This window comes from Sulfurimonas lacustris (assembly GCF_059705355.1).
In genome coordinates, this window is the sequence record NZ_AP046125.1 from 453,641 (window position 1) to 469,086 (window position 15,446).

General features: G+C 38.7%; 16 protein-coding genes. 9 read left to right on the top strand and 7 right to left on the bottom strand.

Annotated elements, in window-relative coordinates:
- Positions 1-15: 15 nt before the first annotated feature.
- A complete protein-coding gene (gene purC, locus AC6H4V_RS02515; RefSeq protein ID WP_428729754.1) occupies positions 16-729 on the bottom strand; it encodes a phosphoribosylaminoimidazolesuccinocarboxamide synthase in 714 nt (237 codons plus the stop codon).
- 1 nt (position 730) lies between these two features.
- Positions 731-2,047 carry a S41 family peptidase gene (locus AC6H4V_RS02520; protein WP_428729753.1) on the bottom strand — a complete coding sequence of 439 codons (1,317 nt, stop codon included), beginning with the start codon at positions 2,045-2,047 and terminating at the stop codon, positions 731-733.
- A gap of 106 nt (positions 2,048-2,153) precedes the next feature.
- Between AC6H4V_RS02520 and AC6H4V_RS02525 the strand changes: the two genes are divergently transcribed.
- From AC6H4V_RS02525 to AC6H4V_RS02560, 8 genes are all read left to right on the top strand, one after another.
- On the top strand, positions 2,154-2,594 hold the full coding sequence (locus tag AC6H4V_RS02525; RefSeq protein WP_497607342.1) for a hemerythrin domain-containing protein: 441 nt from the start codon (positions 2,154-2,156) through the stop codon (positions 2,592-2,594).
- Positions 2,595-2,610: 16 nt separating this feature from the next.
- Complete coding sequence (locus tag AC6H4V_RS02530) at positions 2,611-3,909, top strand: hypothetical protein (protein ID WP_497607343.1); 1,299 nt, start codon at positions 2,611-2,613, stop codon at positions 3,907-3,909.
- A gap of 2 nt (positions 3,910-3,911) precedes the next feature.
- On the top strand, positions 3,912-4,427 hold the full coding sequence (locus tag AC6H4V_RS02535; RefSeq protein WP_497607344.1) for a shikimate kinase: 516 nt from the start codon (positions 3,912-3,914) through the stop codon (positions 4,425-4,427).
- Positions 4,420-4,836, top strand: coding sequence for a DUF255 domain-containing protein (locus AC6H4V_RS02540; protein WP_497607345.1), 417 nt, complete (start codon positions 4,420-4,422; stop codon positions 4,834-4,836). Before AC6H4V_RS02535 ends, AC6H4V_RS02540 begins: the two co-directional genes overlap by 8 nt.
- A gap of 3 nt (positions 4,837-4,839) precedes the next feature.
- Positions 4,840-6,132: a histidinol dehydrogenase gene (hisD, locus tag AC6H4V_RS02545; RefSeq protein ID WP_497607346.1), complete on the top strand. Its 1,293-nt coding sequence runs from the start codon at positions 4,840-4,842 to the stop codon at positions 6,130-6,132.
- Between the two features lie 212 nt (positions 6,133-6,344).
- The gene (locus AC6H4V_RS02550) at positions 6,345-6,983 is read left to right on the top strand and encodes a 4Fe-4S dicluster domain-containing protein (RefSeq protein ID WP_428729747.1); all 639 of its coding nucleotides are present in this window, start codon (positions 6,345-6,347) and stop codon (positions 6,981-6,983) included.
- A complete protein-coding gene (nrfD, locus tag AC6H4V_RS02555; RefSeq protein ID WP_497607347.1) occupies positions 6,983-7,882 on the top strand; it encodes an NrfD/PsrC family molybdoenzyme membrane anchor subunit in 900 nt (299 codons plus the stop codon). The genes AC6H4V_RS02550 and nrfD overlap by 1 nt, the downstream gene beginning before the upstream one ends.
- 12 nt (positions 7,883-7,894) lie before the next feature.
- The gene (locus AC6H4V_RS02560; protein WP_497607348.1) at positions 7,895-11,287 is read left to right on the top strand and encodes a molybdopterin-dependent oxidoreductase; all 3,393 of its coding nucleotides are present in this window, start codon (positions 7,895-7,897) and stop codon (positions 11,285-11,287) included.
- A gap of 51 nt (positions 11,288-11,338) precedes the next feature.
- Here AC6H4V_RS02560 and AC6H4V_RS02565 read toward each other — a convergent pair whose 3' ends face one another.
- Positions 11,339-11,818 (bottom strand): protein disulfide oxidoreductase, encoded by a 480-nt coding sequence (locus tag AC6H4V_RS02565; RefSeq protein WP_497607349.1) that lies wholly within the window; start codon positions 11,816-11,818, stop codon positions 11,339-11,341.
- A gap of 91 nt (positions 11,819-11,909) precedes the next feature.
- Here AC6H4V_RS02565 and AC6H4V_RS02570 point away from each other — a divergent pair, with 91 nt between their 5' ends.
- A complete protein-coding gene (locus AC6H4V_RS02570; protein ID WP_428729743.1) occupies positions 11,910-12,398 on the top strand; it encodes a nitrous oxide reductase accessory protein NosL in 489 nt (162 codons plus the stop codon).
- Between the two features lie 34 nt (positions 12,399-12,432).
- On the opposite strand, the gene AC6H4V_RS02575 is transcribed toward AC6H4V_RS02570, so the two are convergent.
- The 4 genes from AC6H4V_RS02575 to AC6H4V_RS02590 form a co-directional block, all read right to left on the bottom strand.
- Positions 12,433-14,082 carry an inorganic phosphate transporter gene (locus AC6H4V_RS02575; RefSeq protein ID WP_497607350.1) on the bottom strand — a complete coding sequence of 550 codons (1,650 nt, stop codon included), beginning with the start codon at positions 14,080-14,082 and terminating at the stop codon, positions 12,433-12,435.
- Between the two features lie 62 nt (positions 14,083-14,144).
- A complete protein-coding gene (locus tag AC6H4V_RS02580) occupies positions 14,145-14,699 on the bottom strand; it encodes a peptidylprolyl isomerase (RefSeq protein WP_428729741.1) in 555 nt (184 codons plus the stop codon).
- Between the two features lie 127 nt (positions 14,700-14,826).
- Positions 14,827-15,111 carry an HU family DNA-binding protein gene (locus AC6H4V_RS02585; RefSeq protein WP_428729740.1) on the bottom strand — a complete coding sequence of 95 codons (285 nt, stop codon included), beginning with the start codon at positions 15,109-15,111 and terminating at the stop codon, positions 14,827-14,829.
- A gap of 97 nt (positions 15,112-15,208) precedes the next feature.
- A complete protein-coding gene (locus AC6H4V_RS02590) occupies positions 15,209-15,445 on the bottom strand; it encodes a hypothetical protein (protein ID WP_428729739.1) in 237 nt (78 codons plus the stop codon).
- Between the last annotated feature and the right edge of the window lies 1 nt (position 15,446).

The window sequence follows — 15,446 nt, forward strand, 5'->3', positions numbered from 1 at the left end:
ACTATATCCTTATCTTTATTTATTGAGTATTCTGTTTAACACTTCTTCATAAGCCATCTTCAAGCCGCCTAAACCTTGACGAAATCTGTCTTTATCCATTTTTTCGCCGCTGACCATATCCCAAAAACGGCAGTTGTCAGGACTGATTTCATCGATAAGGATAATATTTCCGCTGCTATCTTTACCAAATTCAAGTTTAAAGTCAACAAGATTGAGACCTTTTGTTGCAAAGTATGGTTTTAAGATATCATTTATCTCTCTTGCCATGCGGCGAAGTTTATCAAGCTCATCTTGGTATTTTACAAGTCCTAAGATAAGTGCGTGTTGGTCGTTGAGTTTTGGATCGCCGAGTGCATCATTTTTGTAGTCAAACTCAACAAGCGTGAAAGGAAGAACTGTTCCATCTTGAATTCCCAGATTTTTGCTTAAGCTTCCTGTTGCGATGTTGCGAACGATAACCTCGATAAGGATAACATTTGTTCTTTTATGGAGCATGTGGTTGTCATCAAGCATCTTGATGAAATGCGATTGTATGCCATTGTCTGCTAAAAGTTTAAAAAGCTCTGTAGAGATTTTATTGTTGAGCGCGCCTTTTCCGGCTTCACTTGATTTTTTTTCTCCGTTAAACGCAGTTAAATCATCTTTAAACTCCGAGATTAGCAAATCTGCATCATCTGTCGTGAAAAGTCTTTTTGCTTTTCCTTCGTATATCAACTCTCTTTTTTCCATACTATACTCCTTTTGTAATGATTAATGCTTTGATAATATCAGTCGCGACTTTAAGTTGGATATCTTTGTTGAGTGTCTCGTTTGAGATAACATGCTTAGAATCAACCTTCTCTTCCTTCTCCTCTTTTGTACCATCAACTTTTTGGAGCTCCTCTTCTAGGTGCTTTTTAAGGTCCGCTTCTTTGAGTGCAAACTCATTTTTATTTGTCTTGACTTCACCTGGAAAGACTTCAATATCAGGCTTAACGCCTACGGCTTGAATCGTTCTTCCGCTTGGAAGATAGTATCTTGCCACGGTCAACTTTATCGCCTCTTCTTCTGTGATGGGTAGAACAACTTGAACACTCCCTTTTCCAAAAGTGTTTTGTCCAACAACGACAGCTCTTTTATGGTCTTGAAGTGCGCCACTAACGATTTCACTCGCACTTGCACTTCCGCCATTGACGAGAACTACAAGTGGTATATCGGTGAGTGTGTTGCTTGCTTTTGCGCTATAGACTTCATCATCTGCCTTGTTTTTGCCTTTTTGTGAGACGATATCCCCCTTATCGACAAATATATCTACAAGTCCAACAGCTTGATCAAGAAGTCCTCCCGGATTGTTTCGCAAATCAAGAACGATTCCCTTTGTTGTCGCCTTTTTTTGCTTGATTGCTTTAGAGACGTCACTTACGACTTTTTTATCAAAACTTGTAACACGGATATACTGGATGTTGTCTCCAATGGTTTTTGCATACACTGATTCGATAGTGATGATAGCTCTTGTAATGGAGATAGTAAGAGGTTTTGTCTCTCCCTCACGAACGATTGTCAGCTCAATCTTTGTGCCAACTTTTCCTCTCATGATAGAGACAGCCTCATCAATTGTCATGCTAAGTGTAGATTTTTCATTGATTTTTAGGATGATATCACCAGCTTTTATGCCAGCTTTGTCAGCAGGAGTTCCCTCGATGGGAGCAATAACCGTGAGCGCACCATCTTTGACACCAACTGTAATCCCAAGTCCGCCAAACTCACCATTTGTTTGGACTTTTAAATCTTTATAATCTTTTTGTGAAAGATAGTTGGAGTGCGCATCAAGGTTACTCATCATACCCTCCAGCGCCTTATCCATAAGCTCTTCAATGGTTACATTATCAACATTATACTGCTCAACAATACTGATAACTTTTGTGAATTTTGCCAATGCTTCAAGTCTTGATGCCTCTTTAGTTTGCTCTTTTTTTTCAGTAGCAGCAAAAAGATTTGTCGAAAAAAGAAGCGCAAGAGCGACAGCAACAGAGGCAAAACCAAGCGTGATGAGTTTTTTGTTTTTCATTATATATCCTACAAGAATTAAAGCGCGCATTATAGTAAAAAGCTCTTTAAATTAAGATAACGGCAATTATAATACCCAAATTTAAATAATTGAGGTAATTGGAAAAATGAGCACAATAAAAGGGTTTTTAACAGAGGATCATGGTCGTTGCGATGAGCTTTTTGCAAAGATGGAGGATGCTGTTACGCAATCAATAGAAAACGCAAAAGAGGCGTATGATGCTTTTGCTGAGGCAACAGAGAGGCATTTTCAGATGGAAGAGCGTGTTATGTTTTTGGAATTTGAGCAAAAAACAGGTATGACGCAAGGTCCTACTGCCATCATGAGGCATGAGCATGCACAAATGAGAAATCTTTTGGCAGAGATGGGTAAGGCGATAGAGGCAAAAGATAAAGATAAATTTTTTGGCAACAGTGAAACGCTTATGATTTTGATGCAGCAACACAATATGAAAGAGGAACAGATGCTCTATACTATGGCGCAACAACACCTAAGTGCCGAAGCAGACCGCATTGTAGATATGATGCGCTCAATGATAGTCGAGTAGGACAGAGGAGGCGGATATGGATTTTGACGGACTATCGGTTGACCAAGCACCGCCCATAACTGCACCGCTGAGGTTTTTTGCAACAGCACCACTTTTTGCACTTCTAGCAGGCTTTTTCATCCTCTTTAGCGATGCGGCTACACTTTCAAGCCGTTTTGCACCTCAAACAGTCGCTATCACTCACGCCATTACCATAGGTTTTTTTAGCTTCGTTATGTTTGGCGCACTTGTGCAGATGTTGCCAGTGTTAGCAGGGGTGAAAATTGCAAGAGTAGATAAAGTCTCTAAAATCTCCTACGCGCTTCTCGTTATGGGTACGCTTGGAATGATTTTTGGATTATGGTTTGAGCTCTCAAAGCTTCTTCTTGTGGCATCACTGCTTTTAGGAGGAGGATTTTTACTTCTTATCACTGCTATGCTTTTTGCATTCAGAACAGTTGTTCATGTTAATGCAAGTATAAGAGCGATGATTACAAGCCTTGTTTTTGCCCTTTTGATTACGCTTTTAGGTGCGCATCTTTTGGCATCGCATGGGATTGGAAAGTTTGGTGCATTACACCCTCTTTTTGCCAATATCCATAGCGTTTGGGCTATTTTTGGATTTGCTGGTATTTTGATTATTGGTGTCGCTTTTCACATCTTGCCTATGTTTTATGTCGCTCCAAGATTTGAACCCTCATTTCAGAGATTTGTCACACCTATGATTGGGGCTGCTTTGGCACTTTGGTTAGTTTTGAACCTCTTTGCTCCCTCGTACACGGTAGTTGCAAAATCCTTAATCGCACTTTTGTTTATAATATTCGCCCTAGCGGCTTTGTCAAAGCTCAATGCAAGACGTAGAAAAGTAAGTGATATTACGATTTGGTATTGGAAGAGTGCAACGCTTTTTATGGTGTTTGGTGCACTCACATGGGTGGCAAATGATTTTTTTGATGAGAAATATAGTGTAGTGGTTTCCGTTTTGATAGGCGGTGGTTTCATCTTCTCTGTTATGTCGGGTATGCTGTACAAAATAGTCCCGTTTTTAGTCTGGTTTCATCTCAATGCAAAAGGGTATATGTCCATTCCGACGATGAATGATATGATAAACAAAAAGGCGGCAAAATGGCAATTTGCTCTTTTTAGTATCTCTCTTGTTGGGTTTACTCTCTCGTTTTTCATGGTAGAGCTCTTGGGATTTTTTGCGCTTATCTTTATTATCAGTATGGTACTATTAGAGTTCAATATTATCTCAGCTGTTTTGATTTACTTTAAGACCATAAAGACAAAACCTGATTTTGATATGAGCATGTTTACAACGAAAGCGGAACAGTAAAAATGAAAAATATAATTTTGATAGGTTTTATGGGTGTTGGAAAAGGGAGTGTAGCGCGTGAGGTGATTAAAATCTCTGAGTATCTCTCCTTAGATACGGATGATTTGATTGAGAGTATGGAAAACAGAACCATAAAAAAGATATTTGAAGAAGAGGGTGAAGCGTACTTTAGAGCACTTGAAAAAAAAGTTGCGATGTGGCTTCAAGCAAGCGTTACAAACACCCTTATATCTACAGGAGGCGGTTTTTACAGACAGGAAAATCTTAAAGAGATTGGAACAGTTGTTTTTTTAGACTCTCCGTTTGATAAAATTATCAAGCGTATAAAAAACCATCCTAACGCAGAGAAAAAACTCAAAAAACGTCCGCTTTTAAACAATCTCAAAAAAGCAAAAGAGCTCTACAATGAGCGCTTACCACAATATATGGCAGTTGCAGATATTATCATAGATGTAACAGACAAAAGCGCACTTGAGTGCGCAAAAGAACTTCTACTAAAGGTAAAACAGGATGCGTAAATTTTTTCTTTTTCTTCTTTTTGGGATTTTAACAAATCTCATGGCTGCCGACATTAAGTGGGCAAAGGATTATCATGAGGGGATTAAGAGTGCGCAAGCAGTCTCAAAACCTGTACTCTTTGTCTCATCAAGACATTCATGCAAATATTGTGTTATTTTGGACGAAACGACTTTTAAAGATAAAAGAGTAGTTGAAGAACTCAACAAAAACTTTGTCACCATCATTTCCTACAGTGATGAAAATGACTATATGCCTAAAGAGTTGTGGCAACCGGGGACGCCTGCTATCTGGTTTTTATATCCAAGCGAAGAACCAATGTTTCAGCCGCTTATGGGAGCTATCGATGCGGAGAATTTTCTCAAAGCATTGGAAATAGTTAAAGAAGAGTTTAAGAAAGGGAAAAAATAGCGAATGATTTTTACAAATTCAAAAAGCAGTGGTTTTAAAGCCGAGTTTGAGGAGCTTTTAGGTCGTGGAAAAATGGATATGGCACATGTAAGTGCTATCGTTGGAAACATAATAAGCCAAATCAGAGAAAACAAAAATCAGGCTCTCAAAGAGCATATAGCAAAATTTGACAAGTGGGCTCCAGAGAGTGATGATGACCTTAAAATCACAACGGAGTCTATGCGTGAGGCTTACAACAATCTTGATGAAAAACTAAAAGCCGCTTTGCACTTGTCGTATGAGAGAATCAAAGTCTATCATGAAAAACAGAAGCCTAGATCTTGGTTTGATGACGAGCCAAACGGAACGATTTTAGGGCAAAGGGTAACTCCAGTTGATAGTGCAGGGCTCTATATCCCAGGCGGAAAGGCCGCTTACCCATCATCGCTTCTTATGAATGTCATCCCTGCTCAAGTTGCAGGGGTTGAGAAGATAGTTGTTTGTACTCCGACACCGGAGAATGAACCCAACGAGCTTCTTCTTGCGGCATGTCACTTGTGCGGTGTGAGCGAGGTTTATAAAGTCGGAGGAGCAAGTGCAATTGCGGCTATGGCATACGGTACACAGACTATCCCCAAAGTTGACGTGATTACCGGTCCGGGAAATATCTTTGTTGCAACTGCAAAAAAGATGGTTTTTGGCGATGTGAACATCGACATGATTGCAGGACCAAGCGAGATAGGCATCCTTGCAGACGAGAGCGCAAACCCATCACACATGGCGATAGATATGCTCTCTCAAGCAGAGCATGACGAGATGGCAAGTTCTATTTTGATAACTCCATCACAGGCATTGGCGGATGCAGTAAAAATGGAGCTTGAGGTTTGGCTTCAAAAACTTCCTCGCCAAGAGATAGCAAGAAAATCCATAGAAGAGCGTGGAGCAATAATCGTCACTGACACGATGCAAGAAGCGATTGATTTGATGAACCAAATCGCACCGGAGCATTTGGAAGTGGCAACGCTTTCGCCTTTTGAACTGCTTCCTTTTATCAAGCATGCCGGAGCTATTTTTCTAGGACATAACACACCTGAAGCCATAGGAGACTATATGGCAGGTCCAAACCACACACTTCCAACAGGTGGAACTGCCAAATTTTACTCGCCATTGGGAGTTGAAAATTTTATGAAAAAATCTTCTATCATCTCTTTTAGTAAAAAAGCTATTAATGAGATAGGTGAAGAGTGCGCACTGATTGCAAATATTGAGGGCTTAACCGCCCATGAACAGTCAGTCAGAGTAAGACTAGAGACATAAAAATTTCAAATATTCACACTATGGAAAATATTGCGAAATTATTATCAAAATGTGATAATTTTATAACTATTTTAAGGTTTATGTAGGTAGTATTGTCGCAGTAGAAGCCCCTATTTAGCACTATAATAAGGGCTTCTTTTCAAAAAGATTAACTGTTGTTATAAATCTTAACATTTGTCTAAAACAAAGGCTAAAACAAAGAAGGAGAGTATATGCAATTAGGCTTCCTAGTTGACTTACATTTATGTATGGGATGTAAGGGGTGTGAAATCGCATGTAAAGTGGAAAATGAAGTTCCACTAAGTACATGGAGACTTCGTGTAAAATATGTAGATGTGGGGACGTTTCCTGAAACAAAAAGAACGTTTACTCCACTAAGATGTAACCACTGTGAAAATGCACCGTGTGAGAGAATCTGTCCAGTGAGTGCACTTCACTATCTGGAAAACGGCATTGTTAACATTGACAAAGAGCGCTGTATTGGGTGTGCAGGATGTGTTATGGCATGTCCATACGGAGCGATTTATATCGACCCTCAAACGCAGACTGCAGATAAATGTACATATTGTGCGCATAGGGTTGCATCTTCTATGATGCCAGCGTGTGTTGTTGCATGTCCAGTTCAGGCAAATATTTTTGGAGACTTAGAAGATCCAACTTCCAATATTTCCAAATATATTCAAGTGCACCAAGGCGGTGTTCAAGTTCGTAAGCCAGAAAAAGGAACAAATCCTCACCATTACTATGTTGGAGGAGGAAATGTTACACTTAACCCTCTTGCTTCAGAGAGAGTAGATGGACACTCACTTTTTAACAATATCACAACACTTCCAGTAGGAGGGCACCACTAATGGCACATGAAATTTTAGCAGCAACACATGCTGTAGTTACTTTAGACGCAGCATTGCCGGGGATAGTGTGGCCTTGGTTGGTAACAGTTAATATGTGGGCAAAAAGTATTGGTACGGGTGTTATTTTTATGCTCTTTTTACTGCTTAGAATGTATCCGCAACAAGTTGAGAAGTTAAGACTTCCCGCAACAATAGCAGCTTTTGTATTTATCAATATTTTCTTGCTCTTTACATTGGCTGATTTACATCAACCATTTAGAATGTGGCATATATTTGTCTATTCACATTGGAACTCTGCTATTGCAGTAGGTTCTTTTATGGCTTCTGGCTTTTTGGGTCTTTTGACACTCCTTGGATATTTGGCATTTAAAAAGAACAATGAGACTTTTGACAAAGTTCTTCTTTGGACAACGATACTTGCTATACCAGTAACACTCTATACAGCTTCTTTGATGGCGCAGTGTACGGCACGTGAACTATGGCAAATGCCAGCTGAATCGGCACAAATGATTCTTGCGGCACTTCTTGCGGGTTCTGCATTTATGCTTTTGCTTGGCGGCAACAAGCTAAGTGATGAAGCTAAGAACACTTTAGGCGTTGTTTTAGGCTTAAGTGCTCTTATGGCATTTATTATCTATATGTCAGAGTATATTTTTGGACCGATGAAAGCAGAAGAGATTGCAGCAACTATTGGGTATATCAAAGGTGATGGACCGTATGCTGTTATGTTTTGGTTGGGTCAGTGGATGACATATATTTTACCAATGTTATTTGTAGTTCTAAGCAGAGTGAGCAAGTCGGATGCTATTTTAAAATTAGCAGCAATTCTGGCATTAGTTGGTTTAGCGATTGTTAAACATGTATGGCTAATGATTCCACAGTTATTACCAATGAGTTAGGGAGAATATTGAATGTATTTAGAAAGTAGAAGAACATTTTTAAAAGGCGCTGCATTTACTGTAGCGGGCGCAACAATAGCAAAGGGTGTATTTACAACTGATGTTCTTGCTGAATCAGTAAGCAACAGTAAGTTTACAAATACTCCAGATACTCTATCATTTTATCCACCGATGAGTGAATGGAATGATTTTAAAGAGTTAGATGGTGATGACTGGAAAAGAGGCGGTATTGATCGTCATGGTGTAAGAAGTGAATCAAACCCAGAGGGTATCGAAGTAAATGACTACATGATAGTGCCAACGGCATGTTCAAACTGTGAAGCTTCTTGTGGTTTGACTGCATGGATTGATAAAAAGACATTTACTGTTAAAAAGTATATGGGAAATCCGCTTCATCCAGCTTCTCGTGGTAGAAATTGTGCAAAAGGGTATGCTACTCAATCTCAAATGTACGATCCAGATCGTATTGCATTTCCATTAAAGCGTGCTCCAGGCTCTGCTCGTGGTGAGGGCAAATGGATTCGTACTACTTGGGACGAAGCAATGACTACTATCGGTAAAAAAATGAGTGATACTATCAAGATAGGCGATGAAGTATCTAAAAAATCTGTAATGTACCATGTTGGTCGTCCAAATGAGAATGGATTTGTTCCAGCTATTTGGCATACACTTGGTTTAGATTCTTACAACTCACATACAAATATATGTTCAGCAAATGGTCGTACACCAACTATTCAATGGGCTAATGATGATAGAACATCGCCAGATTGGGCAAATGCTAAGTTAATTTTTCTAAACTCTTCACATGCTGCTGATGCAGGACACTATTTTCAGCAATCTGCATCTTTTATAGCAGATGCAAGACAAAAGGGAGCTAAGCTTGTAGTTATGGATCCTCGTATGTCAAACTCTGCTGGTATGGCAGATCTTTGGATTGCTGCATGGCCAGGAACAGAACCAGCTGTTTATCTATACCTTACACAGAGAATTCTAAATGAAAATAAAGTCGATAAAGAATTTGTAAAGAAATGGATTAACTGGGAAGTATTTTTAGATAATAAAAAATATTTAGACTTTATGGTTAGTAAAGGATATATCTCTAAGCTTCCAAAAGGCGATCAATTTGAAGACTTTATTGAGGTGTTAAAAGAGTTATACTCTCCATATACACTTGATTTTGCAGTTAAAGAGACGCATGTCCCTGGATATAAACTTGAAGCACTTTACGATATGTTTATATGGGCTGGTACAGCAATATCTTCATATTTCTGGAGAGCTGCTGCTGCTGGAAATCGTGGAGGATGGATGAGTGGTCGTACAGGTTATTTACCACTTGCTCTTCGTGGTGCTATTGGACCAGAGGGTGGAACATTCTTCCATCACTGGCATGTTATTTCTGTTGCAGGTAAAGGCGGAAGCTCAACTATTGGACAAGGAAAGCGTGGGGCAGATGTTCCTATGGTAGATGTGTATAATGAACTCACATACCCACCAGAGTGGCCAATCTCTTCGTATGAGTTGTCATTCTTGCTACCGCATCTTTTAACAGATACTGAGTGGCAGAAAAAATGGATAGACAGAGGCTTTAGTGTTCCACAAAAATTATCTGTATATATTCCTCGTATGTATAATCCTGTCTGGATTAATCCAGATGGATTTAGATGGATAGAAGTACTCAAAAATGAGTCAATAATGGAACTTACTATGAATCTATCTCCTGTATGGAGTGAGACAAACTGGTATATGGATTATGTGCTTCCTGTGGGACTTGCAGGAGAGAGACATGACCAGCACTCAGAGGCTACTATGCCAGCTCGTTGGACATCTTTCCGTCAACCTGTTATGAGAGTTGCACTAGAGAAAATGGGATGGAAACCTAAAAATCCAGCTCGTGGCACATTAGAAGCTCATATTAAAGCAGGTCTTGGAGAAGTTTGGGAAGAGAATGAGTTCTGGTTTGAATTATGTGTAAATTATATAGATCCAACTGGTGAACTTGGTATTAAAAAGATGTGGGAATCAAAGAAAAATCCTGGTAAACCTGTAACTATCGCAGAGTGGTATGATGCAGCATTTGGAGATAACCTGCCAAATCTTAAAGCAGCAGCTACAACAGATGAAAGATATAAAAATTCTGAATTCCCAGTATATGAGTACATGAGAGATTATGGTGCTTGGATGGAAGAGAACCATATCTACTCTCCACAAGAGAGAGAGATAAAGGATGATGGAGAAAATTACATCTCACATGGTCATAAATATGATAAAAAACATGTTCATATAGACAAGAGAACAGGCGTAATGAGTGCTGAACACGATGGTAAAAAAACACCAATGGGCATTGAAATTGGCGGTAAAAAAATGGAAGGTTTTGCGACGTTAGACAAGAAACTTGACTTCTTCTGTGAATGGCTTGCTGATGATTGGAAATGGCCAGAATATGCTATTCCATTCTATCCAAGAAATGACCAAGAGAAAAAAGAGATGGTTCATATTGTATCACATGTAAATCACTCTTTTATGACAGAAAAAAACTCGTATGCGCTCAATACAGTTTTCCGTCTGCCATACAATATCCATACACGCTCTGCAAACTCTAAGCACTTGATGGAAATTTCACAAAATCATGACCCGATTTGGATATCAACTCCAGATGCTGCGCGTCAAGGCTTTAAACGTGGCGATGCAATACGTGTCAATATCGTAGATAGTTTAACAGGCTTAGCGTCAGGATACTTTGTTGCTATGGCAGTGCCTACTGAAGGGGTTCTTCCTGGCACACTTGCATGTTCACACCATGGTGGACGCTGGAAACTTGTTAATTCAGTCGCAGTTCCAAATGGTGTAACAGATGGTAAAGTTGATGCTCAACCAGTACTAAGAAATATGAATGACCCTAAATTTATAGCACACTCTCCTGAGAATGTAGGTAATGAAGGTGCGCAAATTAAGATTGAAGACTATAGCGGGAAAGCTGGCATAAATAGCTTTGGCGTACCAACTGCTGAAATCCAAATGGATGGAAAAGTAGGGAAATTAAAGTATGTAGAAGGAATTAAACCGTTTAAAGCTGAGAGATTTGCTGAATATAATAGAGACAGCGGAAATATCTGGTGGGATGGACTTAGTGGTTCATGGCAAAATGCTGTCGCTGCTCCGCATCCAGACCCTATTTCAGGGATGCATTGCTGGCATCAAAAAGTTATCTTAGAGCCTGCACAACCAGGAGATAAGATAGGTGATATTCAAGTTAATTATGATAATAACTTTAAAGTATATCAAGGCTGGAGAGATCAGTTGACACGTGGATTAGATAAAGATTCTACACTACGTCGTCCTGAGCATATTAAACGCCCTTGGGTACCGCTTTCTCACAAAGCGTACGTTGTTAAAATCAAAGACTAACTTCCTCTTCTCAATGCAAGGCGTATAAATTCGCTTTGTATTGAATCTTTTTTAATTTATCCACCACATTCTAAGCCATAATCCAATTGTACTTGTATAACCTACATCGCTATAGAAAAATTCTCTGTCCTTGTCATAGAGAAGAGTTGTGGGAAATACAGAGATACCAAACTTGTTTGCGATAGAACCATCATAGTCATTTATCACTTTAAAGTCTAAATTATGGCTTTTGAGATACTCTTGAATCTCTCTATCGCTTCCTGATTTGACTGCAACTGTTAGAACATTATAGTTCTTGGCAATCGTTTGAATATTTGGAGATTGCGCTTTGCAGATAGGACACCATGTCGCCCAAAAATAGAGTAGGGTTGGTTTGTCTTGCGAAAGTGCATATGTCTCTTGGTTGAGCAAAACTACGCTCTTAAATGGTAAAGGTTCGTTTACAAGATGACCGCTTCTATAGAAACTTAAAATATTTGCAAAGAGGATAAGAAGTATAAAAAAGTAGAAAATTTCTTTTATATATTTCATAATTTTATTTTTCATCTTAATTCCAGTTTTATAGTTTTTTAACACTATAGTAATCATTTCTAGCTAATATTTTACAAACAAAGGAGATTCTATGTATCAAAAAACTATTTTATCTTTAGTTGCCGCTTTTTTAGTTGGTTGTGGCGTTCAAACTGATGTTGCAACAAAATCAACAATGTTTCAAAGTGTTACTCAAAAAGAGGCAGTTTTGTTGCAAGAGGGCAAAGATAAAGAGTCTTGTCCTCGTTGTGGTATGAATTTGCCAAAATATTACAAGACAAACCATAGTGCATCATTAGATGGTAAAACATACCAGTACTGCTCCTTGCACTGTCTGCAAGAGCATCTCTATGATGGAGTTTCGTTGAAAAATCCTCAAGTCGTAGATGTGCAGACGCTTCAATTTATTGATGTAACAAAGGCGTATTATGTTGTAGGAAGCAGTGTGAGAGGAACCATGAGCAGAACTAGTAAGTATGCCTTTTCTACCAAAGAGGGTGCAGAGGCATTTCAAAAGCAAAATGGTGGAGAAATTGTAGATTTTTATAAAGCGCTAGAAGTTGCAAAAAAAGATTTTTAAGGCTAGACTAGATTAGGCATTTGATATGCTTAATCTATATCATAATACCTTTGATTGTAAAGTAGAGAACTCCAGCAAGAACCGCAGCTACAGGAACTGTAATGAGCCAAGCGGCAACAATTTTTTTGATAGCATCCCTACGAACATACTGAACTTTTTTTGCTTTTTTGATATTTTTTCTTGTTGATTTAATAATCTTTTTCTCATTTTCAATCATCTTATAAAGGGTAACAATTCTTACATAATCAGTTTGTGTCTTATCACTTTTCTCTTGCAGTGTTTTCAACTCAGATTTGTATGCATTTTTTGTAAGCTCTTCATCTTGAATTATGAGTATATCTTCCTCAACGCTATGATTGTTCTCATCTTTGATATGCAGCCACTCTCTTAAAAAACCTACACCAAATACACCACCGATAGCTATGTGTGTTGAGCTCACAGGAAGACCCATTTGTGATGCGATGATAACTGTAACAGAAGCTGACATTGCGATGGAAAAAGCTCGTATCTGGTCTAGTTCCGTGATTTCACTTCCAACTGTTTTTATCAGTTGAGGACCATAGAGCGCAAGTCCAAGAGCGATACCAAATGCGCCGACACCCATAACCCATAGGGGGATAGAAGCACTCGAAGCAACACCTTTGTTCACAATAGCGTCATTGATTGCAGCGAGTGGTCCAATGGCATTTGCAACATCATTAGCCCCATGTGCAAAACTAAGAAGGGCAGCCGCAAAAATGAGTGGGATGGTAAAGAGTGTATTGACAGATGCTTTCGTGTTTTCTAAAGTAGTTGTGTTGGAGCTAATTCTTTTCTTGACGAAAAAATAGACAAGAGCAGCAACTACTAAAGCGATAATAAAAGCAGTTAAAAAAGAAGGCTTTTTTGTAACCTCAAGTGAAACCAGAGGGAGAATGTTAAGCAATTCTATGGTCTTTGACCATATTTGCTTCATTCCTTTAAGAATAATATATGTAACAAACGCCAGTGCCATTAATGCAACAAAAATAGGAACATACTTTTTTGCGGCTTCAACTTTGTCTTTTTTAAATATAATGGATTTTTTGATGGCATAAAGAAAAGCAGCGGCGATAACACCGCCTAACACTGGTGAAATAACCCAAGAAGCGACAATTTCGCCCATTGTCCCCCAGTTGACGATGTTAAAACCGGCAGCGGCGATACCAGCTCCCATAACAGCCCCTACAATAGAGTGTGTTGTCGAAACTGGAGCCTTCATCATAGTTGCAAAATTAAGCCATAAAGCTGCTGCCAAAAGTGCTGCCATCATTGCCCAGATAAATTGGTCAGGATTTCCACCAAAAGCAGAGATGTCAATGATGCCGTTTTTGATGGTTTTAACAACCTCTCCGCCAGCAATAAGCGCCCCAGCAGCCTCAAATGTAGCGGCAATAATAATGGCAGCAGTAAGAGTAAGCGCCTTTGAACCAACAGCAGGACCAACGTTGTTAGCAACATCGTTTGCGCCGATGTTCATCGCCATATATGCGCCAATAAGAGCAGCGATAGCAAGGAACATATTGTTGGAAATACCACCATTACTTAAAAATGTGAAGGTTAAAACCCCAATCATAAAAAAGAGAGCAAACCCAAGCCTTGTAAAATCTGTCGAGCTTTTTTTTAAAGCTTTTTTTTGAAGTTTGTCAATCGTTTGAAATTCCATAAGATACCCTTATCTTGTTAATGATACTGCATGTAAAAAATATTTAAAAACTAATCAGAAATCTAATTTTTAGAACTGTTTTTTACAAAAGCATTGATAATTTTTTGTGTCTCAAGTGGTCTGTCTCCACCTCTTTGACCAGATGTAGCGACATTTTCAAGTTTTTTGACGATATGAAGTGTTTGGGGCGTGACTTGCCCGAAGATAGTATGTCTTCCATTGAGCCAAGGAGTAGGTGCTGTCGTGATGAAAAACTGGCTTCCATTGCTGTGTGGTCCAGCATTTGCCATAGCAAGAATGCCTGCGCGCTCAAAAAGCTTATCTGTAAACTCATCTTTAAATGGTTTATTCCAGATGCTCTCTCCCCCTCGTCCTGTTCCTGTTGGGTCTCCGCCTTGAATCATAAAATTTTTAATGATTCGGTGAAATGTAAGACCATTATAATACCCATTTTTGACATGTGTTAAAAAGTTTTCAACAGCAAGTGGCGCAGTTTGAGGAAAGAGCTCAACTTCAATCACTCCTTGATTGGTCTCTAAAACAACATGAGGATTGTTTTCACTTGCATGTATATTTATGAATAGCAACATTAAAAATGCAATAAACAGTTTTTTCATTTTTTCTCCAAGAAATGATTTGTAACCATATTGTAACTTTATTTTGCAAAATTTAAAATGTAAAAAGAGGAGAAAAGGTGCTTTTAAGTGGGATTTGTCGCAAAAAATGCGACAAATTTAGAGAGAATTACTTACCAGCTGCAACGCGGTCTTTTAGACCTTTGCCAGCTTTAAATTTTGGAACCATTTTATCTTTTGTAGTATAGTTCTTGCTTGTACCCGGAACTTTACCACTTTTGCCTTTTTGTAATGAAGCACCAAAGCTTCCAAATCCTACAAGAGAAACATCCTCTTTTTTTACTAGAGCAGTTGCAACCGCTTCTGTAAAAGCCTTGATAGCTGCCTCAGCCTCAACCTTAGTTTTGTAATTGCCACTTGCTTGTACTAGTTCAACGAATTGAGCTTTATTCATAAATCTACCCTTGAATTTATAAAGATTTTCCGAAACTACTAAAACTTCAAAAACAGAATTTTTTAGTCAAGTAATTCAGCTACAGACACTTTATAGTTTATTTGCTTAAAGATTTCTTCTTTTTGTTAAAAAATGAGAAAAAATATAAGTTTTTTCTCTTTTTAAGTCCGATTTTTGCACGTTTGAGCACTTTTGAAGCCACACTGCTTATGTTTGTAGCTATAAATAAAGACGATAATTCTTTTGCTTTTTTATATCTTTTTTCACCTGTAGTTTGTATAGATAAAAATACATCCTCTAAGCCATCTCTCTCTTGTTGTGTTAGTGCGCTCATC